This window comes from Marinomonas dokdonensis, from assembly GCF_052747885.1.
This window is the reverse complement of the sequence record NZ_JBRAND010000006.1, coordinates 37,321-63,606: the sequence shown is the minus strand read 5'-3', so window position 1 is coordinate 63,606 and position 26,286 is coordinate 37,321. Positions and strand designations below refer to the sequence as shown.

Genomic DNA, 26,286 nt, shown 5'->3' with positions numbered 1-26,286 from the left:
AACATGAAGAAAAGTCGCTTTATTCTGATGATCTTATTTGTGGCCAGTTTAGTTGGCTGTTCGAGTACAGACATATCCGTGTACGAGAAGAATCAGCCTAAGTTTGTTTTAGAAGATTTCTTTTCAGGCAAGTTAACCGCTCATGGCATTTTGAAAAACCGCCAAGGGGAGGTGATTCGTTATTTTAATGCTGACTTATTGGCTAGTTGGCAGTCAGGTGTGGGCCGACTTGAAGAAACCTTTTTATTTGATGATGGTGAAGAACAAGAGCGAATTTGGACGCTGACGCCAAACGAAACGGGTGGTTATATAGCGAAGGCAAATGATGTGGTTGGTACGGGTGAAGTGCATATAGCCGGCAATGCCTTATTCATGAATTATGAGCTTTTGGTGCCTTATGACGGTGATTTGTTGCAGATAAACGTGGATGACCGCATGTATCTAGTGAATGAAAACACTGTCATAAATGAGTCTGTTATGAAGAAATTTGGCTTTGAGGTGGGGTATTTAACCATTGTGATTACAAAATAATAAACACTTATGCGTTCTGTGCAGTCATTTTGAAAAAAATGTTCTAAATAGGTGTTTTTACAGGGTAATTTATTTAGTGACTGTTTCGCCAATAAAAGAAAATAGAGAAAAAATATTGGCGTTATTTTTGTTATATGTAATTATGTTTGTGAAATATGACACTTTGTTACAAATGCTGTCATATGCCACCAGTCATCAATCAATACAAGGAGAAGGGTATGTTGAAAAACGTTTTCGCCTGGACCCCTGTTAATGGTAAGTGGCTGTCTATCTACGCTGGTATTGCTTTTGCGTTTTGTCTGCTGACGTTTCCTACCGCCCTTTATTTCCATCTCTCCTCCGAACTTGAAACAAGAAGCGCTTATGCAAGCACAGCTTTGCAGAAAAAAATGCAGGCGATTTTCAGTGAATTGAAAAACGTCGTTGATGAAGCGAATGTTAGCTGTAGCGATGATCATATTAAACATTTACAAAGGGCGACTTTTTATTCGTCTTTAGTGAAAGGCTATGGGTTGTTCGATGAAAATTATAAGGTTTACTGTACGTCGGATGGACCAACGGACTTTTATATCTTCAGCTCTATCATCGAAAAAATTGAAGCCAGCCCTAAAAAAATAACCGTGTCCCTCGTTCGTTCCAAAAACTTAGGTGAGCCTACGGTTTTTGCCTTCTACGTGGGTGACAGAGGTATCGGAGCGAACGCCTTAGTGTCGCCAGAGGACTTAACAGAAGAAATTGCTTGGTGGCTAACAAAAGATTTCCCCTATCAGTTAAAAGTCGGTCAACAACTAAGCTCTTCCCACCAAGATTTTAGTCAGCTAAATATATTAGCAAGTGAGCAAGTAGACTTTAGCGACTGGTCATTAACCCTAGATGTGGTATTACCCAAATCCACCTATTGGCAATATTTGTGCGGTCTATTTGGATGGATTTTAGGTACTTGGCTAACCTTGACCCTATTGTTACGGGGATTGCATTTAGTGGTTGAAGAGTATCGCCGCTCATTGTCTTTCTCTTTAAAAAAGGCGATTAAAAATGGCCAGTTAGAAGTGCATTATCAGCCGATTATTACCTTGAACCCCCATGAGGTTCATGAAATGGAGGCTTTGGTTCGATGGAATACGCCTTATCACGGCCCTGTATCGGCACTGAAAATTATTGAGCTCGCCGAACGCTTGGGCTTGATGAGAGAACTTACCTGGATTGTGGTTCGTAAAGTGGGTGAGTTGTACCGACAGCACTTTACATCACTACAGCATATTCGCACCTCAATAAATGTTGATCGCCACACGTTAATAGAAGATGACTTTTTAACTGAACTGAGCAACTTGCTGGAGGAATATCCTGAACTTAAGGATAGGCTAGGCATAGAAGTCACCGAGACCAGTATTTTGTCCAACGATGAAATGACGGCTATGGTGGAGCGATTAGATGCCATCAAAGCGCTCGATATTCGCCTGTCGGTGGATGACTTTGGTACAGGTTATTCAGGATTAGATTTCTTAAGCCGCTTCCCTTATGACACCTTAAAGCTAGATCAAGTATTTATAGCCAGTTTAAATGACGACCAATATGCCCAACAAATATTAGTCTCTGTTATTCAAATGGCGAAAGACCTAAATATGGGGCTCGTTGCAGAAGGGGTGGAGCGAGAAGACCAACTCACGGCCATTGCTTCTTTAGGGGTTGAAAGAGTGCAGGGCTATTATTTTTCTCGGCCTTTAGAAGAGCAAAAAATCCTATCTTGGTTAGAAGGGCATGAAGCGAGTGCGGCGGAGACTGTTCTTTCATCTTAATATTGAGTTTATTAAGGTCATCTCTTATCCTACTGCCCATAAATCAATGTATTTTCTTCCCAGCTGTAAACTAAGGTCATTCTATGGCGACTCTCGTCTTTCGATTAAAATATGTGCCAGATGACGAAGCAGACGATATTCGTCAGTTGCTCAGTGACCATGATATTGCTTTTTATGAAACCAGTGCTGGCCGTTGGCAAGTGTCATTGGCGGGTATTTGGGTAAAAGACAAGGAGCAGGCGAGACAAGCTCGGGCGCTGATTCATGAAGATCAGCAGCAGCGTGCTCTGCATATGCAAGCCCCAACCCTAGGGCAGTGGCTATTGGGCTATATTCAGCATGCACGGGAAAATCCAGCAGAGTCTTGTTTTACTCTGTTGGCTATTGTGTTGATTTTAGGCCTCTCAATCTATCCATTTTTCGCTTGGCTATAGTCCCAGAATACAGTGACTAGGCTTGGTCTCAAGCCGTCTTTTTCATTGTGCTCCAGCACGCTTAAGCTGACGCTCCAAGTAGGTCAGAAATCGGGTATACTCAAGCTTTAGAATTACTGATGGCAAAGTCGTGGTATCGAAAACTAAAACCCCTAAGGGCAAGCGTCATAATAAGCTAGAACTGCACGATCGTAATCCTCATCGCGCGCGTTATAACTTTGCTTTGTTAGCTGACTCTTGTCCGGAACTTTCTGACTACATAGAACTCAATAAATACGGTAATGAATCGGTGGATTTCTCGAATCCCGATGCCGTTAAAGTTCTTAATCGAGCCTTGCTGAACCATTTCTATGGGGTGTCTTTTTGGGATATCCCGGCGGGTTATTTGTGTCCCCCTATCCCGGGACGAGCAGATTACATTCATTATTTGGCTGATCTTTTGGCGGCGAGCAATCAGGGAGTTATTCCCCGAGGTAAGGGGGTTCGTGTGCTAGATGTGGGAGTGGGCGCTAACTGTGTTTACCCTATTATTGGTCACCAAGAATATGGCTGGCAATTTGTGGGAGCCGATATCAACCCTATTGCTATTGCCACCAGTGAAGCCATTATAAAGTCTAATTCTTGCCTGAAAGGTAACGTGAACGTTCGCTTGCAGGCTGAGCAAAATCAAGTGTTTAAAGGGGTTTGGCAGGATAATGAACGTTTTGATCTGACCCTTTGTAACCCGCCTTTCCATACCAGTGAAGCTGTGATGAAAAGTGAAAATCAGCGTAAATGGCGTGGTTTGAAAGACAAACCTAATGCCTCTGCTAACAAACTCAATTTCGGTGGAACTCAGGCGGAATTATGGTGTGAAGGCGGCGAAGCCGGCTTTATTGGTCGTATGGTGAAAGAAAGCGTCGCGTTTGGTGAGCGCTGCTTCTGGTTTACCTCTTTGGTGGCAAGACAAGAAAACTTAGAGCTGATTTACAAACAATTATCAGCAGTTGGAGCCAAACAAGTACGAACGATAGAGATGGCGCAAGGCCATAAAGTAAGTCGTTTCGTGGCTTGGAGCTTTTTGGCGTCCGACCAAGTTGATTATTGGCAAGATACCTACTGGTCAAATTAAAATCTAGATGAATTGAAATACAAGGGTGAATGGTTGATATGCTTGTACTACTCAGAGCGCTGGCCCTGCTTGTTCTTATTATTTTTGTGACTCTCCTGGGCATTCTTTTATGCCTTTGCATATTGGGTTCCAAAAATCGTGTTTATTATATTGGTAAGGTTTTTCATCAAGTCAGCCGCTTATTTGGCTTGTCGGTTGAAGGCCGGGTGAACGACATTGCCAAAACTGTGCCGCAAGCTGTGTATGTGGCCAACCATCAAAATAATTTCGATCTATTTACTTTAGCCGCTGTGGTGCCCCAAGGTGTGGTCACGGTTGGTAAGAGCAGTCTTAAGTGGATACCTTTTTTTGGTCAGCTGTATTGGGCAAGCGGTAACATACTGATAAACCGTAACAACCGAGTGAAGGCCATTGCTACCATTGATCAAGTAGTGGCTGGAATGAAGAAGACAGGTTTATCTATTTGGATGTTTCCAGAAGGTACCCGTAGCCGAGGACGCGGCTGGTTGCCTTTTAAACGTGGCGCTTTTCATGCGGCTATCCAAGCGGGTGTTCCAGTGATTCCAGTGGTGTGCAGTAACACCCACAAGCAAGTCCACTTGAATCGTTGGTCAAACGGTAAGGTGATTGTTGAGATCCTCGCTCCCATTGATACCACCAAGTTCACAGAAGGGGACGTTCAAGCACTGCTTGAAGAGTGCCAAACCCAAATGCATCAAGCCAAAGCGCGTCTTGACAAAGAGCTGGAACAGACACCTTCCTAAACAACTGAGAACTCTCACGTTAGCTGTTTAAGGTGATGTTTCAAAAGGTCATTAATTGCTTCTTTTAGTGGGTGTGTTTCTGGTAGTACTTGATGGAACCAAGCTGGGTGTTGCTGGGCTTGTTTCCATAATGGACTCAGGTCTTTGGTGAGTGTTTTGTGTGAGATTTCACTCTCTTTATTATTTAATATAAAGGCTTGTTGGGTGGCATGCCCTCGTTGATTCAGATGACTCGTAAGTGTGAGCGCTCTTAGGGTAAACAAGGTGAGAGTGGCGGTGTCAGCGGTTAAAAAGTGCTGATTGGTGAGTTTGCTTTTTAGGGTGTCTTTATAGTGTTGTCCCGTTTTCCAGCCCGCTCCAATAATCGCGCCTAATGTTGTGGCGGTGCCAAGAGAAAGTCCGGCTGAAAGTACATCTATGCTTGCACCAATGGCAGCTCCTGTCATCGCACTTGTGCCGGCTTCAATGCCCCATTCTTTTAGTGTCTCTTTCGCAAAAATGTCTTGTTGCCAATGGCCGTTTTGAATCGGCATGGGGGTTGTTTGTAAATCTTCATGGCGAAACTCATATAAGGCCAGCAGGTTGTTGAGTAACTGGCTTTCAATTGATCGAACAGTAGTTTCAAATTGCTTGGCATCTTCAACTTTAGGCGGATAAGCATCGCACTCAAGACGCCAGCTGGCCAGTTTGATGAGGCTTTCCGTGAGTTGGCCTAGAGCAAGCTGTAAGCGTTGTTGTGCCGCTTCTTCTCTGTGCTTGATGAGCTTTTCAATGGTGTCGTATTGATCTGGCACTAGACTTTGTAAGCTTTGATATAAGCGTTTTTCATCCTCAAAATAGAACGCCACCGAGTCATATTTTACAAACGCATGTAAATGGCGCTGAGCCAGAATCTGCTTCCAACTATCATAGTGTGGGCTGCTATGGGCACTGAAATTTAAGATGGGAATAATGGGCTTACTGGCAGTGGCTAAGATTGATAGCTCGTCCAAATATTTGCCTAAAGGGGCTTGGCGCACATCTATCACATACAGAACAATATCGCAGGACACTAGCTGCTTGAGGGCTTTGGCTTCTTGTTCAAACGCCTGTTGAGCATAAGGGCTGTCACAAAATGCCGTGAGCCATTGGGCACCTTGCAAGGATTGAAATTCCCCGCTCTGGCGTATCTCCCATAAGGCCATGGAGTCTTCAAAACCTGGGGTATCGGTCAAAGTGAGAAATTGCCCCGCAGATATCTCGATCTGTACTCTTTCAATATGACGTGTGGCCCCGGCTTTAGGGCTGACCGTACCAAAATCGTGACGACGTAATAGGGTACGAATTAATGAGGTTTTGCCTGTGTTGGCATGGCCAACTACCAATAAGGATAAGCTCATATTGCCCCCTCCGTGGTCATCAAATAAAGACGAATGCCGGCTTGTGTTGCCAGCTGCTGCCAATCTTGTCGATAGTCTTGGGGTGCTTCATGGTAAATGACCAACGCAAGGTCAGGGCAGGTTTGCTTAATTTGGGTGATGAACCTTTGAGTGCCTCGATCCGGGCTAGTCTGGGGATTAACTAATAGATATACCGTAGCAAGGTCCTGTTGTGCCAAAAACCTTTGTTGGGCTTGCCTATCGTTTAAAATGGTTACGGATTGTGCTGACGCCAGCGCCTTGGGTTGGGTATCCATCCATTCATATAAGCCCCAGCAGCCAAGTAACGCTTGCTTGGGTAACGGGCTAGTGGTTGCAGGTTCTGCTTTATAATCGTCTGCTGTTGAATGATCGGCATCGACAATATCACTGGTGTATTGTGTGGGCTGGAAGCGTTTTTTTAAGGCTTGCTCATGGCTGCTAAGCGGCAGGTAATAGCGCTTAATGCGCAGCATCATCAGGCTGATTGTCGCGCCCAATACTCTGGGTAATACCCCATAAAGCACCAAGCTTGCGAGTAATAAATTGGCCCAATGTTGGCGAGTTTGTTCGGTCTGATAACTAACCTCTACAGGGCTGGCTAATATGTCGAGCTGGTTTGGAACTGCTATGCCCAATTGTTCGGGAAGCCAGCTGATTAGCTCGGTTATTGTTAGAAACACTTGCTCATCTAATAGGGTCGTTTCCCAAACAAAGGTGACTTGGTTGGTAAGTAAAAGCAAAACAGACATAAGCCACCCAGCGAGCAGATAAATACCCCAACCAGAATGAGACAAGACACCTAGCAGCCATTTGTTACTGTAAGGGTGACATTGCCATTGTAAGTAGGCTGCAGACACATGAGGGCTAAGCTTTATCAAGGGGGCCAATTTGTTATTCACAAAGACCAAAATACTGAGGAGAAAGCTGTTCGGTGGGGTATTGCGAAATGGACTTATGAGTAAAGAAACGCACCATAAGAGTAAATTTAGACCGTGCATGCCGAGTAAAATGAGCAGCAGCCAGAAAATATTCACTTGCTGATTTTGAGGGCCCAATAAAGCAGAAGGTACCGCCATGGCACCAAGCAGAGCACACAGCAAAAATAGCCCCACAACACACCGCTGAAACAGCTTGTGGGCTCGGACAAACTCTTGTTCGTATTGATGCGGCGGACTGTCTAATTGTTTAAGGGCTTGAGACAAGGAAGAGCCGCCAGTGGCCAAGCGAAAATCACTGTGCTGTTCTAAATATGCCGCCAATGCCAATTTGCCACGCAGGGAAGGAAAAGCCATTAATTGCCTTACGCTAGTTAAAAAGGGTGTTCATACTATAAGCTATTCGTGGCTTATCATACATATAGGGTGACGTGAATGAACTCTACTTTTCAATCGGTAAAGGGGCGTCACTCTTAATCGCTCGAATAGCAAAGTTACTGTGAATGTCTTTTACGAAAGGGAGGTTTTGCACCGACTTTAAGATTTCTTCATAGTCTGCCAGATCTTGGCTGACCACTTCTAAGCGATAGTCTGCATAGCCGGAGACTAGATACGCGCTGATCACATTTGGCAAGTTAACCACACTGGTTTCAAAGGCCTCGCTGGCATCTCTAGTGTGGCTATTGAGCCTTACTTCAATGAAAACCGTCATCGATAAGCCCACTTTTTTTCGATCCAGCGTTGCTCTATATCCCTTTATATAGCCCTGAGCTTCCAGCTGTTTCACCCGTCGCAAGCAAGGGGAAGCGGATAGATGTATGTGCTCTGCAAGCTCCACATTACTTAAGCGGCCATTGCTTTGTAGTAGCTGAAGAATTTGTCGATCCGTTTTTTCAGACATGATATTGGCATCCTTGCTAAGTTTTGCGTCAAATATTAGTGTTTTGTTGCTAAAAGTTAGCCTATATCATGGGCGATTAGCAAGGACATGCCCAGAATATTTTGCTCATAATAGCGTTTCGACATTTTGATAGGAGAGACCCTATGTCACGGGCAAGCACGAGTAATGTAATGGATCATACTGAGATACCTGCTTATCGTTTAATTGCCTCAGGGCCGGCTTTATATTTCGGTTTAGGGGCCGCATTTATTACGGTATGTATTTGGGCGACTTGGCTGGTGAGCGTTAAATTGGGAACCCAATCTGCCTTAACAACGTTTGACTTAGCGATTATGCGTTACGCAATCCCCGCCATGGCATTGCTACCCTTTGTGTACCAATCTCGACAGGCTCTATTTACCGTGCCTAAATGGACCTTACTGGGTATTGTCGCAGGAGCGGGCGTGCCATTTTTCTTTTTAAGCTCAGCAGGTATGCAATACGCTCCAGTTTCCCATGCGGGGTTGCTGATCCCAGGCACTTTCCCTTTATTTGTCAGCGCTATTGCTGTGTTAGTGTTTAAAGAGCCCATCAGTCCCATTCGATTATTAGGCCTTTTCGCCATCTTACTGGGCGTCGTGACGCTATTAGTGGTTTCCCTGTGGTCCCTATCTGGGGAGGTTTGGAAAGGGGACTTATTCTTTATTGGGGCAAGTTTCTTTTGGGCCGTGTACACGATTAGTTTAAGGGTTGCGGGTTTGCGTCCGTTAGCGGCAACCGGTTTGCTTGGCTTGGTGTCTACCTTGCTATTATTGCTCATGTTATCTCTTGGCTTGGTTTCGTCTGGCATGAGTTTAGTGAGCCCTAGTGAGCTGGCGTGGCAGTTTTGTGTGCAAGCATTGCTGGTTGGACTTTTGACTGGCTTTAGTTACGGTTATGCGATTAATTCACTGGGGGCAGAGCGCACCGCTGCGATGGGGGCTTTAACACCTGTACTCGCTGCATTGATTGCTATCCCTCTGCTGCAAGAAAGCATTAGCATGGGGGCAACGTTTGGTTTGCTATTTGTAGGTACCGGTGTGGTTTTAGCCAGTGGTATGATTCGTTCGTGGCGATAAATTTTATTTTCTTCAAGGATTTCTATTATGTTTGAGCAGCTACTCCCTGCCGCCAAAGACCCAATTTTGTCCCAAACGCTGGCTTGCCAACAAGATAAGCGGGCTCATAAACTCGATTTGGGTATTGGTGTATACCGTAATAACCAAGGTGTAACCCCAGTTCTGTCGACAGTAAAAATAGCCGAACAGCGTTTGTTAGCGACACAAGACTCGAAAGCTTATGTGGGGCTGGCAGGTTGTGAGCGTTTCAATCATGCCATGATGGATTTTTTACTGGCTGACAATAGTAGCAAGTCGCGTGCAGTGGCTGTGCAAACCCCAGGCGCCAGTGGTGCGTTACGATTATTGGCAGACGTGATCAAGTTAGCAAATCCAGACACCACTGTATGGTTGAGTGATTTAAGTTACGCAAATCATGCGCCCATCATGAAAACCGCGGGCTTGTCTGTTGCCTATTTCCCTTATTTTGATCATGACACCAAGGCCGTAAATGAGTCGGCTATGTTGGCTACCCTGAGCCAACTTGGAAAAAATGATGTGGTGTTATTGCACGCGTGTTGTCATAACCCCACAGGGGCAGATATGAGTATGGAAGCGTGGCATTCCGTGACGGACATGGCCATACAACAAGGCTTCTTGCCCTTTATTGATATTGCTTACCAAGGCTTTGGTGAGGGTATGGATCAAGATGCGGCTGGGCTACGTTATTTAGCTGAGCGAGTGCCGTCCTATTTGATGGCCAGCTCCTGCTCGAAAAACTTTGGCTTGTATCGAGAAAGAACCGGACTGGCGGTGATTGCTGCGCCAACTTTGTCTCAAAGTGAATGCGTGAAGAGCCGAATTTTAGAATGTGCTCGCAGCACCTATACTATGCCACCCGATCATGGGGCTGCCATTGTGCGCACTATTTTGGAAGACGCTGAGCTAAAAAACCAGTGGTTAGCCGAGGTAGACCAAATGCGAGGACGTATTCAAGGTGTTCGTAAAGCCTTGGTGCAGTCATTACAAATCAGCACGAACAGTCATCACTTCGATTTTATTGCGGATCATAAGGGGATGTTTTCTGTGCTAGGAATAGACCCAGCACAAGTGGACCGATTAAGAACGGAATTTGCTATTTATTTGGTAGATGGTGGCCGTATGAATGTGGCGGGTATGCAAACTCAGGATGTTGAATATTTTGCTCAGAGCCTCGCCCAAGTCATGATCTAAATCATAATATTCCAAAAGTTTATGTATTGATTTGTAACATTATGTGGAAAACTTTTGAGTTAGTGTAAAGGGGGGGATATTCTTAAGAAATTAACTACTGATGCGAAACCGCATGACGCAGTTTAGGTGAAAGCAGTAATTAACCTTCTTAGGAGTTCCCCATGCGTTTGAATTCTATTCGTGCCAAAAGCTCACTGCCAGTGATCGTGATGGCTATTACCTTCGCTATTGCTTTGCTCTCTTTAGGGACAATTATTTATCAAAGTAGTGTGGCCTTAAATGCTCAATCCGGTCGATATTTTCACGCCGCCTCCGATATTTTGAATGCAGATAGAGATCTTTATCAAGCCAAGTTAGCTGAGCAGCATTTACGAGATGGTGAAGGCGACGCCACCGCCAACGAAGCAAGCCGTTTGGAAAATGCTCAACAAGTTAAAGATAGATTTGATGCATTTATAAATTACTTCGTTGAAGAGGAGCCTGAAGTTATCGCAAACTTTTCGGGCTTTGAGAGTGCTTTTGATCAATGGCTGGAATCATCGAATCTGATCGTCAGTAGTCAGGTGAATAATAGCAATTATCAAAGTTTACTTGCGGATACCAATGCTAAGTTTGATGCCCTGCGTGATATTTTAGACAATGCAGGGGAGGCCGTACTGGTTCGTTCTGAAGAGTCAAAAAGTGAAGTGGATGCCACCATCTCTCAAGAAATCAACATAGCGTCTGCTGTTATCGCAATCGGCTTAATTATTGCCATCTGGTTTAGTTACCGTACCCCCAAAATTCTTTCTCAGCAGGTTAATTATCTATCCCAACGCATTCGTGAAATCTCCGAAGGGGATGGTGATTTAACTCAGCGCATTGAATTTGATACCAAAGATGAGTTGGGCGATTTAGCCAATGAATTTAATGGCTTTATGGCGAAATTGAGAGGCATTATTGGCAATATTCGTAAACAGTCCAGCGCATTAGGCGAAATGACTGTGCAGCTCAATAATGCTTCTAATCAAACGGCTTCGGTGACCGGTACTTTGGTAAGTGCGTCCGACTCGATTGTCAGCGCGGGTCATGAAATGGATATGTCGAATCAGCAAATGGCGCAAGTTGCCAACGATACCGCACAAGAAGCAAATACTTCTAATGATCTAACGAAAGAAGGTTTAGCGGCGGTCAGCAAGTCCGAGAAAGCAGTGGCTGAATTGGTGAAAGATATTGAAAACGCGTTAGGTCGCTCCAGCGAATTACAGAAAAGCTCAGAGAGTATTGCCTCTGTGTTAGAAGTTATTCGTAACATTGCAGAACAAACCAACCTGTTAGCCCTTAATGCGGCCATTGAAGCGGCTCGTGCTGGGGAATACGGTCGTGGTTTTGCTGTGGTGGCAGATGAAGTACGTACCTTGGCAACCCGAACCCAAGACAGCACGAATGAAATCGAATCTATGATTGATCAGCTTAAACTTAATGTTGGTGAGTCTTCGAAAGCGATTCAGAACAGCCGTGATAACGCCGATTCAACTGTGAGTAACTTTGAGCAGGTGACGCAAGTGTTTGAAGCACTGAAAGTCTCGTTCGCTAAGGTACAAGAGATGGCCGCCCAAACCGCTCAAGCCACTCAAGAGCAGTCTCTCGTTGCCAATGATATAAACCGCAATATGGTGTCATTACGTGATCAGTCAGATTCGGTGAAATCTGTATCGGAATCGATTCAGCAACAGTCGCAAAACATAACGACTTTATATGCTGAATTAGACAGCCAGGTGGGTAGCTTCAAAGTTTAAGGCTATTATCCACCCATAGAAAGGCCGCTTTATCTGTTTGATAAAGCGGCCTTTTTTTGCAAACTATAAAACCTAAGGGCTTTATGTATTAGGCGTCGATACGCTTGTACTTAATACGGGTAGGTGTCGCATCGTTACCAGTGCGCTGTTTGTAATCCGCTTCGTACTCGGCGTAGTTGCCTTCGAAGAAGACAGCTTTAGAATCGCCTTCATAAGCCAAGATATGCGTCGCAATACGGTCAAGGAACCAACGGTCGTGGGAAATAACAATCGCAGCCCCTGGGAAAGCCAGCAAGGCGTCTTCCAGAGAACGTAACGTTTCGACGTCAAGGTCGTTGGTCGGCTCATCGAGAAGCAATACGTTGCCGCCTTCTTTAAGCAGTTTTGCAAGGTGTAAGCGGTTACGCTCACCACCAGACAAATGCTTAACGAATTTCTGTTGGTCAGAACCTTTAAAGTTAAAGCGACCAATGTAAGCACGAGAAGGCACTTTGTAGTTGTGTACTGTGATCATGTCCTGACCATCGGAAATTTCTTCCCAAACGGTTTTTTCACCGTCCAGTTCACGCATTTGATCTACATAGGCGAGTTGTACTGTGTCACCTAAAGTCACCGTGCCTGTGTCAGGCGTTTCTGTACCAGCGATCATTTTGAACAGAGTCGATTTACCGGCACCGTTACCACCGACAACCCCCACGATCGCACCTTGTGGTACTGTCATGTTGAAGTCTTCTAGTAGCATCTTGTGTTCAAAACTTTTGCTAACGCCTTCAATCTCGATCACTTTTGAACCTAGACGCGGTCCTGGTGGAATGTACAACTCGTTAGTTTCGTTACGATCCTGAAACTCTTGAGAGTTCATTTCTTCAAAGCGTGCCAGACGTGCTTTAGATTTAGACTGACGACCTTTAGCGTTTTGACGAACCCACTCAAGCTCAGACTTAATGGCTTTTTGGTGAGAAGCTTGTTGCTTAGCTTCTTGCTCCAAACGCGCATTTTTTTGTTCCAACCAAGAAGAGTAGTTACCTTCGTATGGAATACCATGACCACGGTCAAGTTCCAAAATCCAGCCCGCTGCGTTATCAAGGAAATAACGGTCGTGGGTAATGGCCACAACAGTGCCAGGGTAGTCTTTTAGGAAGCGCTCCAACCAAGCAACAGACTCAGCGTCCAAGTGGTTCGTTGGTTCGTCCAATAGAATCATGTCTGGCTTATCGAGCAATAGACGACAAAGGGCCACACGGCGGCGCTCACCACCAGAAAGGTGTTCAACTTTTGCTTCCCAAGGTGGTAGGCGAAGTGCATCGGCCGCGACTTCAAGAGCACGCTCAAGGTTGTGGCCTTCTTTGGCTTCAATAAGGGCTTCTAGCTGGCCTTGTTCTTTCGCTAGGGCATCGAAATCTGCATCCGGCTCAGCGTAGGCTGCATACACAGCGTCAAGGCGAGCCATGGCATCAATAACGTCTGCGAATGCTTCTTCAACAATACCACGAACATTTTTGCTGGGATCAAGGTGTGGTTCTTGCTCTAGGTAACCGATTTTAATGCCCGGCATGGGGCGTGCTTCACCGTTATATTCGGTGTCCACTCCGGCCATGATGCGCAATAGAGTCGATTTACCAGAGCCGTTTAGGCCAAGCACACCGATTTTTGCGCCAGGGAAAAATGAAAGAGAAATATCTTTAAGAATTTCGCGTTTAGGCGGTACCACTTTGCCCACGCGATTCATGCTATATACAAACTGAGCCATAACTGAATCAACTTATCCTATGAGTAAATAACGCTGGCTTGTGCGGCTGCAAAGAACCGGACAGAGATCAGCAGAAAAAAGTGGCCTAAGGATAGCACATGCACAGCTAATGCAGAATAATTAGCGCGGCGCCAATGACCACTAAAAAGGCGCCAATCCAAGCCCCTAACGCCGGTCTTTGACGAGTTGTTATCCATAAGCCAGGTAAGATAAGCACAGGCACAATAGCCGATAGGGTGGTGACTATGCCGACGTTGGCATTACCAACTCCCCAAACTAATACGCTCATACCTATCACCATGCCTATGGTGGCAAGGGCGCAAACCCCCAGATAATCCACGAGTTTAAGCTGACTTAACGTCAGGCTATCGGCACTTTGTTTGTGTCGGTAGTAAAGGCTATAGGCTAATATTAAAGCCACAGCGCCAGTCCCCACTCGTAGGGCGGATACCCCAAGGGGGTCCGCGCCATCAAGTAACGCTGGTTTACTTAATAATGCGCCACTGGCTTGTCCGAGTGCTCCCCCTAACGCCATGATAACGCCGACACTGAGTTTCCCTTTGGTATCTTCCCAAGCGTGAGTGCTTTGACGTTTGCCAAACAAGATAGCAATAACCACTCCCACCAAAACGAGGGCACAGGCGAACAATTGGCGGAGGGTTAACGTTTCGTTGAGGAATAGCCAACCAAGCAAGATCGACATAGGCGCATTAGTGGCAAAGAGTACGCCAGTTCGCCTTGGTCCGAGGCGATGTACCGCAGAAAATAGCAAGGTGTCGCCAAGAAAAATCCCCAATACTCCCGATAGCATCACGGCGAAAGAGTGTTCCCAAAGGGCATCTGTGAAACGCTGACCGAATAAACAAATGACTAACAATAAACTGCTGGCAATGGTAATCCGTAGGGTGTTGAAACGCATGATGCCAAAGCGGGCGATTAAGCCAGGGGCCATCAGGCTGGAGAGGGTCCAGCAAAATGCAGCGACAAGTCCTGACAGTTCAGCAAAGGGCATAAATTTCCTTATAAATCCGGTTGTTATTCTAACTTAGAAAGGTCTAATGGCTTGGTAGCTATCTGTTAGTTGGGTTGTTATTATTCTTTTATTATAGAGTGCCGAGCAAGGCCTTTTTCTTAATTACTTTAACTTATTGGAAGTCCTATGCGATGCCCGTTTTGCGGAACTCACGATACTAAAGTTCTCGATTCCCGACTCGTCTCGGAAGGCGCTCAAGTACGTCGCCGTCGTACTTGCAATGAATGCCAAGAAAGGTTCACGACGTTTGAAGTCGCTGAGCTACAAATGCCGAAGCTGATCAAAAGTGATGGCAGCCGTGTCCCTTTTGATGAAGAAAAATTACGCAGTGGTATTTTAAAAGCCATTGAAAAACGACCCGTCAGCATTGAGGCCGTTGAAACAGCCATTACTCGCATCAAAGAAAAGATGCAGGGAACAGGCGAGCGCGAATTACCTTCTCGCTGGACTGGAGAAGCGGTAATGGAAGAATTACAGCGCCTTGATCAAGTGGCCTATGTCCGCTTTGCCTCTGTGTATCGCAGTTTTAAAGACATTAATGAATTTCGTGAAGAGATTGATCGCTTAGAAAGCCGTAGTGAAGAAGACGGCAAAACCATGACGCCAACTAAGAAGACAAAAGATGACTTATAACCACGAATACTGGATGGCCAAAGCGATCCAGCTGGCTCAAAAAGGTTTGTTTACCACTCACCCTAACCCTCGCGTTGGGTGTGTTCTTGTGAAAGATCAAACCTTAATTGGCGAAGGCTTTCATGTTCGTGCCGGAGAAGGCCATGCTGAAGTAAACGCTCTGGCAGCGGCAAAACAAGCTGGTGCCGAGGTTGCAGGTGCGACGGCATATGTCACCTTAGAGCCATGCTCTCATCAGGGTAAAACGCCTCCTTGCGCTAAAGCCTTGATCGAGGCAGGTGTGGGGAAAGTGGTCTTCGGTATGCAAGATCCTAATCCACAAGTGGCTGGCAATGGTTTAGCAGCGATCAAGGCCGCCGGTATTGAAGTGATTGGGCCGATTTTAGAAGCCCAGTGTGCCGCCCTAAATCCTGGTTTTATTAAACGTATGCAAGAAGGTTTGCCTTTTGTGCGAGTGAAATTAGCCATGAGTTTAGACGGTCGTACTGCCATGGCCTCTGGTGAAAGCCAATGGATTACCGGCCCTGAAGCCCGCTTGGATGTACAGAAACTGCGCGCCCAGAGTGATGCGGTAGTCACAGGTATTGGCTCTGTGTTAGCCGATAACCCTAGCATGACAGTGCGTATTGATAACCACGGACAAGAAGCTGCGCCAAAAACGGTCAGACAGCCGATGCGAGTGGTGATGGACACGGCCTTGTCTATTCTGCCAGAAGCGAAAATCTTGTATCCCACCTCTCAAGCGTGCGTTTTCGCAGTGGAAGAAGAAGTGGAGTCAGAGCACTTGGATGTGCTGCAAGAGAAAGGTGTGACCGTGCGTTTTTCACCTCGTGGCGAAGATGGTCGTTTGGACCTTATCGATGCTATGGAACAATTGGCCGATACGGGAATTAATGAAGTGCTATTGGAAACTGGCTCTGAGCTTGCTGGTGGCTTTTTGCAAGCGGGTTTAGTGGATGAAATTGTCGTATATATGGCGCCGAAATTATTAGGCTCTAGTGCTCGACCTCTTTTCCAGTTGCCACTTGAAATGATGAGCGAAGCTGTCGAGCTTGAACTCTTGTCTGTTCGCCAAGTTGGGCAAGATATTCGTCTGGTTTATCGCCCCGTATATTTGGATGATCAAGACGACGAATTTGACGAAGAATAGTGATTTCGCCAACCGGCAGAGCCAGTTGGCAAAGAAACTCAGTGAAAAACGGTAGAAAGTGATTTATCTGCTAAAAATAGCGCGAAGTTTGCAGAGAAACGCTGAACGAATCTTGATATAATCGCCGGTCAAAATGACAGACATATTTGTTTTCTCCTATTCGAGGAAACAATCAAACAGACGATCGGGTTCAACTATGAATCGAGTCTGGATAATTGAGGCAAAAAATGAGCGAAGTGGAAACAACAAACGATCAAACTCCAGCACCTAAGCGTAAAGAGAAAAAGCCTTCACGCTCTCAGCTACGCAGTGCTTCTCGTCGTTTGGCATTACAGGCGGTTTATCAATGGCAGATGAACCAGTCTGCAGTGAGCGAGATTGAAACCCAATTCACTTTGGATCAAGACATGAGTGCTTGCGATAAAGTGTATTTTAGAGAGATTTTGCAAGGCGTTACTTCTCGCGCTAAATCTTTAGATGATCTCTTTGCGGAACTGTTAGATCGCTCTTTAGCAGAGTTGGATCCTATCGAGTTGGCGGTATTGCGTATTGGCGCATTTGAGTTATCGGCACGTTTGGATGTGCCTTACCGTGTCGCAATCAACGAAAGTGTTGAGCTTGCGAAAGGTTTTGGCGCATCAGAGAGTCATAAGTACATTAATGGTATTCTTGATAAGCTGGCTCAGCGTGTACGTCGCGAAGAAATTGCCGCCCGTCGAGCTGCTCAATAATAGTTTCACGATTTGAGTACAAAGGTTATAAGACCCTAAAAGGCCCCGTTATTAAGTTTTAATAACGGGGCCTTTTTTTAGAGGTAAAAAGTCTTTTAGGTAAAGAGCCTATAGATGTAATGAGCCTTTGCAACTAAACAGCTTTTGGAGAATAGAAGTAGAGGATAATGGATTGAAAGAATTTGAGCTAATACAAAATATTTTTCAGGCTTCCGTCATGGCGAATACTCAAGGCCGCGACGACATCCTGCTGGGGATCGGAGATGATTGTGCTCAGATCAATGTACCAGAGGGGCAAAGTCTCGTTTTCTCTATGGACACCTTAGTCGAGGGACGTCACTTTCCATTCGATGCAGACCCTGTGGATATTGGCTATCGAGCGGTGGCCAGTTGTGTTAGTGATTTAGCGGCAATGGGCGCCAAGCCTGCTTTCTTTACCCTAGCCCTAACCATCCCGGAATCCGACCCCCAGTGGCTGGCGGGTCTGGCGCAAGGCATGGCTGAGCTTGCTGAGCCGATTGGACTGATTTTGTTAGGCGGCGATACCACAAAAGGTCCTTTAACCTTGACCCTGCAGGTGCACGGCTATGTTGCTAAGAAACCTGCTGTACTTCGTTCTTATGCTCAAGTCGGTGATGATGTTTATGTCACTGGCACCTTAGGTGATGCCGCAGCAGCAGTACCGATTGTTACGGGAGAGTGGCAAGTATCCAGCGAACGTTTTGACTATTTCTATGAGCGTTATTGGCGTCCAGCACCGCGCTTAATCGCTGGTATGGCTCTGAGGCGAGTGGTGCACGCTATGCTGGATATCTCTGATGGGGTGGCACAAGATCTTCAGCATATTTTGAAAGCTTCCAATGTGGGGGCGGAACTAGACGCGCATCTGTTGCCCATTTCTCAGCAGCTAAAGACTTGGCAGCCTGAAGCCGCCATGGCTTTAGCATTAACAGGGGGCGATGACTACGAGCTATGTTTCACCGCTTCGCCTGAACAGGCGGAAGAAATCCAGCTGATTATGCAGACCTTGCATTTGCCTTGTACGCGTATTGGTAAAATATCGACGGCAGGCTTTAGTATTCAAGGGTATGATGGTGAAATTAAAGGTTGGCAGCACTTTTAACCCAATAGCGCTATTTCAAAAAGCTTGGTTGTTTAAAACGACAACGAAAAATATTAAGGAAAGGGTATTATGGCAAATTCTGCTCCAGCGTCCGTATGGCGTAATCCAATTCATTTTCTAGCCTTTGGTTTAGGCTCAGGGGCGGCACCGAAAGCGCCGGGAACTTTTGGAACTTTGGCTGCTGTGCCGCTTTTCCTGCTCATGCAGAACTTTAGTGACGATCAGTACTTAATAATGCTGATAGTGACTTCTTTAATTGGTATTTATCTGTGTGGTAAGACATCTAAGGATCTGGGGGTGCATGATCACTCTGGAATTGTTTGGGATGAGTTTGTTGGCTTTTGGATCACCATGTGGCTCGCCCCAACAGGCTGGCAATACATAGTGCTGGGTTTCGTGCTATTCCGCTTGTTCGATATTTTAAAACCTTGGCCAATTTCATGGGTGGATAAGCACGTACATGGCGGCTTTGGCATTATGCTGGATGATATTTTGGCAGGGCTCATGTCTTTCGTGGTTTTACAGGCTCTGTTGCATTTCGTTTTCTAAAAGAACTTTAAGCCAAAAAAAGGCCCCGTGGTGTGAAGTGACACCATGGGGCCTTGTCGTTTAAGCAGGTGTTATTTCCAGCCAGCTTTGTCCATAAGTTCTACGGCTAAGCGGTTGTTGTCCCCAAGGGCACTCAAAGAAAGAGTGTCGGCTTTGAATTCGCCAAAAGGTTGTAAGCTTTTTGGAGGCTCAATACCTTCTACAACAGGGTATTCGTTGTTCACATCTGCATACCATTGTTGGCTTTCGTGGTTGGTTAGGAACTCAACCAAGCGGCGTGCGTTGCGTTTGTTTGTCGCAGACGCTGTCATGCCAATACCACTAACGTTCACATGGGCACCGCGTTCACCTTCTTGTTGGTTAGGCCAGAACAGAGAGACTTGGTCGTATACTTTACGCTCTGCTGGGTTGTCACTTTGCCCAAGGCGACCATAGTAGTAGGTGTTCGCTAAAGTTACATTACATACACCAGCGCCAACTGCTTTAAGCAAATCGGTATCGCCACCAAATGGCGGACGTGAGAAGTTTTTCACAAAGCCTTGTAGCCAGCTAAGTGTCGCTTCTTCACCATTCGCTTCGATCATAGAAGCCACTAAAGATTGGTTGTAAATGTTGGAGGAAGAGCGTACGCAAATTTGCCCTTTCCATTTTGGATCCGCTAGATCTTCGTAAGTCGATAGATCTGCTTTGTTAACCTTTTTAGGGTTGTAGAAGATAACGCGGGCACGTTGTGATAATCCATACCAGTAGTGTTCACGGTCGCGTAAATGAGAAGGCACCACTTCGTCTAGAGTGTCTGTCTCAAATGGCTGAAGTACTCCAGCCGCTTTCGCTCGGTATAAACGACCCGCGTCCACTGTGATGAAAACATCGGCAGGGCTGGCGTCACCTTCAATTTTTAAGCGGTTTAATAGGGTGTCGGCATTGCCTGTCACCAAGTTGACTGTAACACGGTATTCCTTCGCGTAAGCGTCAAGAGCGGGTGCTATAAGGGCTTCTTTACGAGCCGAGTAAACGTTCAATTCGCCGCTGGCAAAGGCTGCAGAGCTGGCCAGAACAGGCAAGATAGTTGCGCCTAAGCACAGTAATGAGGTTGGAGACAGTTTTTTCATAGTGTGAATTACCTTTAAAGTGTAAACCCTTCTACTAGGCTCAAAAAAGCCGATCATCCAGATTATAAATGATATTCATTTCTATTAGAAATGCTAAATTTAAAATTTCCACTTGCCTTGGAATCTTTACTAAGTGTCTGTCATTTAATGATTTTGTCTCTAGAAAATGTCAGGCATTCTCTTATTAATGTAAGTTTTAATACATTTTGATTACATTCTATTGACTAAAGATATGGATATGTAAATAATAACGCTTATCATTTAGATAAGCATTACATACTCAAAGGATGAAGTTCGTGGAAACGCAAGACACCTCTCTTAAAACCCAATCTCTAAACAACTCAACACCAAACATTAAACTGACTGCCATTGCTTTTGCTGTTTCAGCAGCACTATCTGGTCAGGTTTATGCTGCCGAAACAGAACTAGATACCCTAGTGGTTGATGGCGCGGAATTAGCCAGCGACGCTAACCCATATTCTGAGCCAGGCGCGGCTTACAAAGCGAAAAAAATGTCCGATTCAAAATACACTCGTGACATCGCAGAAACACCAAAAACGATTACGGTTTTAACGAAAGATTCCATTGAAGAATCTGGTAAGACGGATCTTGAAAGCATCTTGAGTGCTCAACCAGGTATTACCTTGGGTACTGGTGAAGGTGGTAACTCATTCGGTGACCGTTACATTATCCGTGGTTATGAAGCACGTAGTGACGTTTACACAGATGGTTTGCGTGAACCGGGTTTGATTACTCGTGAAACGTTTGCTCTTGAGCAAGTAGAAATTTCCAAAGGCCCTAGCTCGACCTTCGGTGGCCGTGGCACAACAGGTGGTGCGGTTAACTCGGTAACGAAAAAAGCTTCTTATGATGAAGATTTCGCGAGCGTTGGTGCGACCCTAGGAACCGATAGTAAGACACGCTTAACATTAGACGCGAACAAAGCAGTAAGCGATGAATTTGCTGTACGTATTAACGCTTTGACTTCTCAGTCGGACACAGACCGTGTTGATGATGCGGTAGATCAAGAAGGTTTCTTGATTTCAAGTGTTTATGAGCCAAATTCAGATGTGACGATTAGTGCAGACTACTACTACTTCCGAGCAGATGATAAGAAGGATCCAGGTCATTCCTATGATAGTGATACAGGAACCTTTGATAAATATGATTATGTTGGTCAAGACGGCTTAGACTTCCAAAAGAGTGAAGCTGATATTGCAACCGTGAAGGTCGAAGCATACTTAACAGATGATCTGCGCGTAGAAAACAAAACCCGTTTTGGTGAAACGCTAAATGATTACATCGTTAGTACCTACAGTGCTACGCGTGATAACAATTTACGTCAATTCACTGGCTGGCAAGAAAACCAGTATGTAGGAAACCAAACCAACTTCATCTTTGATGCTGAATTGTTCGGTAAAAAACACTCTATTGTTACTGGTGTAGAGTACGCAAATGAAAAAACGGATATTGGTAACTACTCGGTAACGACCGATAATAGCTTCTCAATTGATCCGTACAATGCACAAAACAACCTTTGGGAAGGCTCTGTTACCCGCAGTGACGTTACTAAAGCTGTTGAGTTAAATACTTTGTCTGCTTACTTGATGGATACCGTAACCTTGTCTGATGACTGGGAAGTACACGGTGGTATTCGCTACGATTACTTTGATTACGATGGTTTTGTTGCCGCAACTACGGATAGACAAGGTAACCCTGTAGCAGAGAAAAACTACAACTTTAGTGATGGTTTCTTTAATGGTCACCTAGGTGCCGTTTTCTCTCCTTGGGAGCATGGTAATATTTATGCAACCTGGTCTACTTCTTCAAATATTAATGGTGGTGAAGTAGATGCTGTTTCTAGTTGTGGTTACGGTGGTGTATGTGTCGATTCAGATGGTAATTATGCTAATGCTGAACCAGAACAGTCTACAAACCTAGAGTTAGGGACTAAATGGAATGTTATGGATCACAAGTTGTTGTTAACAGCGGCTGCCTTCCAAATTACTAAAGATGATGTAATTGAAGGTGACAATGATTCATATGCATCTGGTGGTTCTTTGAATACTGGTAAAAACCGAGTGCACGGTGTTGAGTTTGGCATGTCTGGTAACTTGACGGATAAAGTAAGTGTACAAGCCGGTTTGGCGTTGATGAAATCGAAAACTCTAGAGTCCTATGATGAAGAACTAGTAGGCTTGCCTAAAGCAAACTTTGCCGACAGAAGTGTGAACATTCAAGCGAAATACCAGTTCACACCAGCTTTTGCCTTCGGTGCTGTGGCGACTTACTCAAGCGGTATGATTGGCGGTCAGCCTGATACAGGTACAGACAGTGATAACAAAACGCCTTCTTACTCTGTATACGATGTATTCGCGACTTACCAAGTCAACAAAGACTTTGACCTACAAGCGAATGTTCAGAACATTACGGATAAAGAATACTACACAGCGATTTACCGTGGTGGTGCAATTGCTTACCTAGGTGCTGGTCGTTCTGCTAGTGTTACGGCAAAATATAAGTTCTAATTTAATCTTATAAAGTTAGTTCTTGTATCAAACGCAATCAGATCCCCTTCTGGTTGCGTTTGTTTTTGTTTGAGAAGGAGCCCTATGCTGATCACCATTGCCAATGTTTTATCCGAACATGAGCTAAAACAGTACCGCCAGCACCTAGCGAATATCGAATGGCAGAATGGCGAGCAGAGTGCTGGAACCCAGGCTTCTAAGGTGAAGCAAAATAGTCAGTTAGACCCTGAGAGTCAGCTTGCTCAGCAGCTTGGTGATCATATCTTGCAGGCTTTGTCTGCCACCGCTAAATTTGTTTCCGCGGCTTTACCCCGAAAAATCTACCCTCCCATGTTTAATTGTTATCAACTGGGTGGCCATTATGGCTGGCATGTAGATAACGCTGTGCGAGTAGTGCCTGGTACGCCAGTGCGCTTGCGCACCGATCTGTCAGCCACTTTATTTCTTAATGACCCAGAGGACTATGAAGGCGGCGAGTTGATCATCCAAGACGCTTATGGCGAGCATAAAGTTAAGCTAAAAGCGGGTGATATGGTGCTTTACCCATCAACTAGCCTGCATCAGGTAACACCTGTTACATCCGGTAAACGCTTGGCGAGTTTTTTTTGGATTGAAAGCATGGTGCGGGACCATGAAACGCGAGAGATCTTATTTGATCTTGATCAAAGCGTACAGAAATTAGGGGCGGTGCATGGTTTAGATTATCCTGAAGTGATGACTTTAAGTGCGCTTTACCACAGATTAATTCGACTACACGTAGATACCTAACATGACTCAGCAAACCCCAGCGTTTCAAAGCGCTCTAAATTTAGCGGACTATCAACGTCTGGCCAAAGAGGCCTTGCCTCACTCAATTTATGAATACGTATACGGTGGGGGCGCTGACGAGATCACCCTGCAACAGAACCGTAGTGCTTTCGATAACCTGAGTATCTGGCCACGAGTTTTGAATGATGTCACTAAGGGCACTACGGCTACCAAGATTCTTGGTCAAGCATGGCGTACTCCCATAATGTTGGCACCTGTAGCCTTCCAAAAAATGGCCCATGAAGATGGCGAGATTGCCGCAGCACGAGCAGCCAGCGCTTTAGACATAGGCATGATGGTAAGCACCTTAAGCAGCCAAAGTATGGAAGAGGTGAGTGAGCAATTAAGCACCCCTAAATGGTTCCAGCTTTATTGGCAACTTGATAGAGATTACAACCTAGCCTTAATTCGACGTGCCCAGAAAGCAGGCTACCAAGCCATTGTGGTAACGGTAGACTCGGCTATACATGGCATTCGTAATCGCGCCCAGCGGGCTAAGTTTGAATTGCCGGAAGGCATTGAAGCCGTTAATTTGAAGGATCGTCCGCCGTTGCCGAGTAAAGCCTTTACGCCAGATCAGAGCATAGTGTTTCAGGGCATGATGAGTGAGGCGCCTACTTGGGAAGACATCGAGTGGTTGATCAAAGAAAGCCTCCTGCCTGTCATTATTAAAGGTGTTTTGCACCCAGCGGATGCATTAAAAGCCCAGCGTATTGGTGCCCAAGGCATAGTGGTGTCTAACCACGGAGGGCGAACATTAGACACAGTGCCCAGTGCGATGGATGTCATTCCGGCGATTCGTAAATTGGTTGGCGAAGACTATACCCTGTTGCTAGATGGTGGCATTCAGCGGGGCACGGATGTTTTTAAAGCGCTAGCCCTAGGAGCAAATGCCGTATTACTCGGCCGACCACAGTTTTATGCCCTTGCGGTAGGTGGTGCACCGGCGGTAGCACATATGTTGCGAATTTTACGTGAAGAGTTGGAAGTCACCATGGCGTTGGCAGGAACGCCTTGTATTGCGGATATTAACAGTGAATGCTTACTTAACCGTGATTAAAGCAAACCCTAGGTGTAACGCTAGTCAATGATGATCGTTACGCCTCAAATGGGCTTCGAAAGCACGTATCAGTAAAGACAAACTAAGGGTGAGCACTAAGTACATAAAGGCGACCACATTGTAGGTTTCAAAAAATTGAAACGATGAAGCGCTGAAGACTTTGCCCAGCTGTGTAATGTCCTGTACACCCAATACAGACACTAGTGCAGAGTCTTTGATCATGGCCACCAAATCGTTGCCAAGGGGCGGTAGAATCTTGCGCATGGCCTGTGGCAGTATGATCAAGCGAAAGCGCTGCCAACTCGATAGCCCAAGAGCTTGAGCAGCCTCAATTTGCCCTTTTCCAACTTCTTGAATACCTGCCCGAAACACCTCAGCAATAAACGCGCTGTAGCTAATGGAAAGCGCCTGTATCGCTCGCCACAACAACGTAAAGTCGCGAGTGCGGGCGGTTTCTAACCAGCCAGCTTCGATTGGCCATTGCAGTAACCAGTTATAGAACTTAACCATTTCTGGTGCGCCGACAAAGGCAATGTAGAAAAGCAACACCAGTACTGGGATACCACGAAAGATTTCCACATAAAAACGCGAGAATTCCCTTAACACTCGATAACGAGAAAAGCCTGCTAAAGCGATCAGTAAACCAATGAGACTGGCGAGTATGAATGCCGAAAAAGTCACGCCTAGGGTGGTTAGTAAGCCTTTACTTAAGGTGCTGGCAATACGCTGATAGTCCTCATCTGCCACCATATTCCATAGCAGAACAAGAGCAATGATGATCGCAGCGATCAGCCACCAAGGAGTTTTATCGACAGTGTTTTTCAAAGGCTTCATCGGTTCAATAATAAGGCCATCAGTAGGATGGCCTAGAGTCGTTATTTAATACCCAAACTGGGCGTGTGAGCTTATTGGTTGTAGTCAAAAAACCATTTTTGGTTTAACGCATCCAATGTGCCATCGGCTTTCATGCTTTCAATGGCGGCATTCACAGGCGCCAATAAGTCGGAGTCAGGTGTAAGGATGAAGCCAAAATCTTCTGTGCCTAAAGGTCCGCCGACAATTTTAAACGCCCCTGGGTTAGCGCCAATGTAGCCTCGTGCTGAGGTTGCATCCATTAATACGCTGTCAACATCACCTGATTTCAATGCCTGAACAGAAGCACCAAAGGTTTCTAGCAGGGTAATGCGTGGGTTGTTTTCATCACCATCTAGCACGTTATAAACCGCAACATAAAAGTTGGTCGTACCAGGTTGAGCTGCGAAGTAGAGATCGTCATTGGCGGCGAAAGATTGTGCGTCATTGAAACGGGTCTCATCGGCTCTTACAAGCATGAATTGCTGAGAGGTTAGGTAAGGGATGGAGAAGTCGATTTGTTCCGCGCGCTCAGCGTTGATGGTGATGCCATCCATGCCGATATCATAAAGGCCTTGTTTTACCCCTTGGATCATGGTGTCCCAGCTGCTTAGTTGCCAATCAATCTTGGCGTTTAGGCGCTTGCCAATTTCGTTCATGGCGTCGTATTCCCAGCCAATGCCTTCACCGGTATCTGGGTCGGCAAAGTTTAAAGGTGTGTAAGCATTTTCCGTTACCGCAACAATGGTGCGACCTTGCAGGTCCGGTAAAGTATTGGCAAAACTGGCAGAGCAAAATAGCACAGCTGTAATGCCGGCTAAGCGGGATAAAAGAGTCAGCATGGTGGTTCCTTTGAATGTGGGCGTCACAAGTGAAATTAGGGAAAATAAAGTCCATGATTATACACTTTTGCATTCGGCGAGACTATGTGATTTTGCGCTTGCTAAGTAGTATGTCGAGAGTGAAGGAGGTATATTTAGCCTATTAATGAATTAATGC

The 26,286-nt window shown here is 45.6% G+C and carries 24 protein-coding genes; 16 read left to right on the top strand and 8 right to left on the bottom strand.

The genetic code is table 11. The features are described from left to right. Positions 1 to 3 precede the first annotated feature (3 nt). The 5 genes from ACUM5Y_RS14255 to ACUM5Y_RS14235 all read left to right on the top strand — a co-directional run bounded on the left by ACUM5Y_RS14255 (position 4) and on the right by ACUM5Y_RS14235 (position 4,636). Positions 4 to 531, top strand: coding sequence for a DUF3833 domain-containing protein (locus ACUM5Y_RS14255; RefSeq protein WP_445977556.1), 528 nt, complete (start codon positions 4 to 6; stop codon positions 529 to 531). A 218-nt stretch (positions 532 to 749) separates the two neighbouring features. Then, positions 750 to 2,327, top strand: coding sequence for an EAL domain-containing protein (locus ACUM5Y_RS14250; RefSeq protein ID WP_445977555.1), 1,578 nt, complete (start codon positions 750 to 752; stop codon positions 2,325 to 2,327). Positions 2,328 to 2,410: 83 nt separating this feature from the next. Next, a complete protein-coding gene (locus tag ACUM5Y_RS14245) occupies positions 2,411 to 2,761 on the top strand; it encodes a DUF6164 family protein (RefSeq protein WP_445977554.1) in 351 nt (116 codons plus the stop codon). Positions 2,762 to 2,891: 130 nt separating this feature from the next. Beyond that, the gene (gene rlmF, locus ACUM5Y_RS14240; RefSeq protein WP_445977553.1) at positions 2,892 to 3,872 is read left to right on the top strand and encodes a 23S rRNA (adenine(1618)-N(6))-methyltransferase RlmF; all 981 of its coding nucleotides are present in this window, start codon (positions 2,892 to 2,894) and stop codon (positions 3,870 to 3,872) included. A 122-nt stretch (positions 3,873 to 3,994) separates the two neighbouring features. Continuing rightward, positions 3,995 to 4,636 (top strand): 1-acylglycerol-3-phosphate O-acyltransferase, encoded by a 642-nt coding sequence (locus tag ACUM5Y_RS14235; protein WP_445977552.1) that lies wholly within the window; start codon positions 3,995 to 3,997, stop codon positions 4,634 to 4,636. A 14-nt stretch (positions 4,637 to 4,650) separates the two neighbouring features. Here the strand turns inward: ACUM5Y_RS14235 and ACUM5Y_RS14230 are convergent, their stop codons facing one another. The 3 genes from ACUM5Y_RS14230 to ACUM5Y_RS14220 form a co-directional block, all read right to left on the bottom strand. Continuing rightward, complete coding sequence (locus ACUM5Y_RS14230) at positions 4,651 to 6,015, bottom strand: GTPase/DUF3482 domain-containing protein (RefSeq protein ID WP_445977551.1); 1,365 nt, start codon at positions 6,013 to 6,015, stop codon at positions 4,651 to 4,653. Further along, positions 6,012 to 7,328 (bottom strand): DUF2868 domain-containing protein, encoded by a 1,317-nt coding sequence (locus ACUM5Y_RS14225; protein WP_445977550.1) that lies wholly within the window; start codon positions 7,326 to 7,328, stop codon positions 6,012 to 6,014. The genes ACUM5Y_RS14230 and ACUM5Y_RS14225 overlap by 4 nt, the downstream gene beginning before the upstream one ends. Before the next feature lie 85 nt (positions 7,329 to 7,413). After that, complete coding sequence (locus ACUM5Y_RS14220) at positions 7,414 to 7,872, bottom strand: Lrp/AsnC family transcriptional regulator (protein WP_445977549.1); 459 nt, start codon at positions 7,870 to 7,872, stop codon at positions 7,414 to 7,416. A 143-nt stretch (positions 7,873 to 8,015) separates the two neighbouring features. Here ACUM5Y_RS14220 and ACUM5Y_RS14215 point away from each other — a divergent pair, with 143 nt between their 5' ends. The 3 genes from ACUM5Y_RS14215 (at position 8,016) to ACUM5Y_RS14205 (ending at position 11,959) form a co-directional block, all read left to right on the top strand. Further along, entirely contained in the window at positions 8,016 to 8,969 is a 954-nt protein-coding gene (locus ACUM5Y_RS14215; protein WP_445977548.1) for a DMT family transporter, read from the top strand. A gap of 27 nt (positions 8,970 to 8,996) precedes the next feature. After that, positions 8,997 to 10,181, top strand: coding sequence for an amino acid aminotransferase (locus ACUM5Y_RS14210; RefSeq protein WP_445977547.1), 1,185 nt, complete (start codon positions 8,997 to 8,999; stop codon positions 10,179 to 10,181). Between the two features lie 161 nt (positions 10,182 to 10,342). Beyond that, positions 10,343 to 11,959 (top strand): methyl-accepting chemotaxis protein, encoded by a 1,617-nt coding sequence (locus ACUM5Y_RS14205; protein WP_445977546.1) that lies wholly within the window; start codon positions 10,343 to 10,345, stop codon positions 11,957 to 11,959. 88 nt (positions 11,960 to 12,047) lie between these two features. On the opposite strand, the gene ettA is transcribed toward ACUM5Y_RS14205, so the two are convergent. Continuing rightward, complete coding sequence (gene ettA / locus ACUM5Y_RS14200; RefSeq protein WP_445977545.1) at positions 12,048 to 13,709, bottom strand: energy-dependent translational throttle protein EttA; 1,662 nt, start codon at positions 13,707 to 13,709, stop codon at positions 12,048 to 12,050. Between the two features lie 106 nt (positions 13,710 to 13,815). Continuing rightward, positions 13,816 to 14,721, bottom strand: a complete 906-nt coding sequence (locus ACUM5Y_RS14195) for a DMT family transporter (RefSeq protein ID WP_445977544.1) — start codon at positions 14,719 to 14,721, stop codon at positions 13,816 to 13,818. A gap of 147 nt (positions 14,722 to 14,868) precedes the next feature. Between ACUM5Y_RS14195 and nrdR the strand changes: the two genes are divergently transcribed. From nrdR to ACUM5Y_RS14170, 5 genes are all read left to right on the top strand, one after another. Beyond that, on the top strand, positions 14,869 to 15,375 hold the full coding sequence (gene nrdR / locus ACUM5Y_RS14190; RefSeq protein ID WP_445977543.1) for a transcriptional regulator NrdR: 507 nt from the start codon (positions 14,869 to 14,871) through the stop codon (positions 15,373 to 15,375). Then, positions 15,365 to 16,525, top strand: coding sequence for a bifunctional diaminohydroxyphosphoribosylaminopyrimidine deaminase/5-amino-6-(5-phosphoribosylamino)uracil reductase RibD (gene ribD, locus ACUM5Y_RS14185; RefSeq protein ID WP_445977542.1), 1,161 nt, complete (start codon positions 15,365 to 15,367; stop codon positions 16,523 to 16,525). Before nrdR ends, ribD begins: the two co-directional genes overlap by 11 nt. A gap of 227 nt (positions 16,526 to 16,752) precedes the next feature. Then, complete coding sequence (gene nusB, locus ACUM5Y_RS14180; protein ID WP_445977541.1) at positions 16,753 to 17,256, top strand: transcription antitermination factor NusB; 504 nt, start codon at positions 16,753 to 16,755, stop codon at positions 17,254 to 17,256. 172 nt (positions 17,257 to 17,428) lie between these two features. Continuing rightward, a complete protein-coding gene (thiL, locus tag ACUM5Y_RS14175) occupies positions 17,429 to 18,379 on the top strand; it encodes a thiamine-phosphate kinase (RefSeq protein ID WP_445977540.1) in 951 nt (316 codons plus the stop codon). 69 nt (positions 18,380 to 18,448) lie between these two features. Next, positions 18,449 to 18,928: a phosphatidylglycerophosphatase A family protein gene (locus tag ACUM5Y_RS14170; protein ID WP_445977539.1), complete on the top strand. Its 480-nt coding sequence runs from the start codon at positions 18,449 to 18,451 to the stop codon at positions 18,926 to 18,928. A gap of 71 nt (positions 18,929 to 18,999) precedes the next feature. Here ACUM5Y_RS14170 and ACUM5Y_RS14165 read toward each other — a convergent pair whose 3' ends face one another. Next, positions 19,000 to 20,040: a Fe(3+) ABC transporter substrate-binding protein gene (locus tag ACUM5Y_RS14165; RefSeq protein WP_445977538.1), complete on the bottom strand. Its 1,041-nt coding sequence runs from the start codon at positions 20,038 to 20,040 to the stop codon at positions 19,000 to 19,002. Between the two features lie 296 nt (positions 20,041 to 20,336). Between ACUM5Y_RS14165 and ACUM5Y_RS14160 the strand changes: the two genes are divergently transcribed. From ACUM5Y_RS14160 to ACUM5Y_RS14150, 3 genes are all read left to right on the top strand, one after another. After that, positions 20,337 to 22,568 carry a TonB-dependent receptor gene (locus ACUM5Y_RS14160; RefSeq protein WP_445977537.1) on the top strand — a complete coding sequence of 744 codons (2,232 nt, stop codon included), beginning with the start codon at positions 20,337 to 20,339 and terminating at the stop codon, positions 22,566 to 22,568. A gap of 84 nt (positions 22,569 to 22,652) precedes the next feature. After that, positions 22,653 to 23,336 (top strand): Fe2+-dependent dioxygenase, encoded by a 684-nt coding sequence (locus tag ACUM5Y_RS14155; RefSeq protein WP_445977536.1) that lies wholly within the window; start codon positions 22,653 to 22,655, stop codon positions 23,334 to 23,336. 1 nt (position 23,337) lies between these two features. Beyond that, a complete protein-coding gene (locus tag ACUM5Y_RS14150) occupies positions 23,338 to 24,435 on the top strand; it encodes an alpha-hydroxy acid oxidase (protein WP_445977535.1) in 1,098 nt (365 codons plus the stop codon). A gap of 24 nt (positions 24,436 to 24,459) precedes the next feature. Here ACUM5Y_RS14150 and ACUM5Y_RS14145 read toward each other — a convergent pair whose 3' ends face one another. Both ACUM5Y_RS14145 and ACUM5Y_RS14140 read right to left on the bottom strand, forming a co-directional pair. Further along, on the bottom strand, positions 24,460 to 25,269 hold the full coding sequence (locus ACUM5Y_RS14145; RefSeq protein ID WP_445977534.1) for an amino acid ABC transporter permease: 810 nt from the start codon (positions 25,267 to 25,269) through the stop codon (positions 24,460 to 24,462). A gap of 71 nt (positions 25,270 to 25,340) precedes the next feature. After that, positions 25,341 to 26,129, bottom strand: coding sequence for a transporter substrate-binding domain-containing protein (locus tag ACUM5Y_RS14140; RefSeq protein ID WP_445977533.1), 789 nt, complete (start codon positions 26,127 to 26,129; stop codon positions 25,341 to 25,343). Between the last annotated feature and the right edge of the window lie 157 nt (positions 26,130 to 26,286).

Excerpts from the sequence above, each read along its gene's own strand:
- ACUM5Y_RS14255 (WP_445977556.1), top strand. The coding sequence starts at position 4 with ATGAAGAAAAGTCGCTTTATTCTGATGATCTTATTTGTGGCCAGTTTA.
- ACUM5Y_RS14250 (WP_445977555.1), top strand. The coding sequence starts at position 750 with ATGTTGAAAAACGTTTTCGCCTGGACCCCTGTTAATGGTAAGTGGCTG.
- ACUM5Y_RS14245 (WP_445977554.1), top strand. The coding sequence starts at position 2,411 with ATGGCGACTCTCGTCTTTCGATTAAAATATGTGCCAGATGACGAAGCA.
- ACUM5Y_RS14230 (WP_445977551.1), bottom strand. The coding sequence starts at position 6,015 with ATGAGCTTATCCTTATTGGTAGTTGGCCATGCCAACACAGGCAAAACC.
- ACUM5Y_RS14225 (WP_445977550.1), bottom strand. The coding sequence starts at position 7,328 with ATGGCTTTTCCTTCCCTGCGTGGCAAATTGGCATTGGCGGCATATTTA.
- ACUM5Y_RS14220 (WP_445977549.1), bottom strand. The coding sequence starts at position 7,872 with ATGTCTGAAAAAACGGATCGACAAATTCTTCAGCTACTACAAAGCAAT.
- ACUM5Y_RS14215 (WP_445977548.1), top strand. The coding sequence starts at position 8,016 with ATGTCACGGGCAAGCACGAGTAATGTAATGGATCATACTGAGATACCT.
- ACUM5Y_RS14210 (WP_445977547.1), top strand. The coding sequence starts at position 8,997 with ATGTTTGAGCAGCTACTCCCTGCCGCCAAAGACCCAATTTTGTCCCAA.
- ACUM5Y_RS14205 (WP_445977546.1), top strand. The coding sequence starts at position 10,343 with ATGCGTTTGAATTCTATTCGTGCCAAAAGCTCACTGCCAGTGATCGTG.
- ettA (WP_445977545.1), bottom strand. The coding sequence starts at position 13,709 with ATGGCTCAGTTTGTATATAGCATGAATCGCGTGGGCAAAGTGGTACCG.
- ACUM5Y_RS14195 (WP_445977544.1), bottom strand. The coding sequence starts at position 14,721 with ATGCCCTTTGCTGAACTGTCAGGACTTGTCGCTGCATTTTGCTGGACC.
- nrdR (WP_445977543.1), top strand. The coding sequence starts at position 14,869 with ATGCGATGCCCGTTTTGCGGAACTCACGATACTAAAGTTCTCGATTCC.
- ribD (WP_445977542.1), top strand. The coding sequence starts at position 15,365 with ATGACTTATAACCACGAATACTGGATGGCCAAAGCGATCCAGCTGGCT.
- nusB (WP_445977541.1), top strand. The coding sequence starts at position 16,753 with ATGAGCGAAGTGGAAACAACAAACGATCAAACTCCAGCACCTAAGCGT.
- ACUM5Y_RS14170 (WP_445977539.1), top strand. The coding sequence starts at position 18,449 with ATGGCAAATTCTGCTCCAGCGTCCGTATGGCGTAATCCAATTCATTTT.
- ACUM5Y_RS14165 (WP_445977538.1), bottom strand. The coding sequence starts at position 20,040 with ATGAAAAAACTGTCTCCAACCTCATTACTGTGCTTAGGCGCAACTATC.
- ACUM5Y_RS14155 (WP_445977536.1), top strand. The coding sequence starts at position 22,653 with ATGCTGATCACCATTGCCAATGTTTTATCCGAACATGAGCTAAAACAG.
- ACUM5Y_RS14150 (WP_445977535.1), top strand. The coding sequence starts at position 23,338 with ATGACTCAGCAAACCCCAGCGTTTCAAAGCGCTCTAAATTTAGCGGAC.
- ACUM5Y_RS14145 (WP_445977534.1), bottom strand. The coding sequence starts at position 25,269 with ATGAAGCCTTTGAAAAACACTGTCGATAAAACTCCTTGGTGGCTGATC.
- ACUM5Y_RS14140 (WP_445977533.1), bottom strand. The coding sequence starts at position 26,129 with ATGCTGACTCTTTTATCCCGCTTAGCCGGCATTACAGCTGTGCTATTT.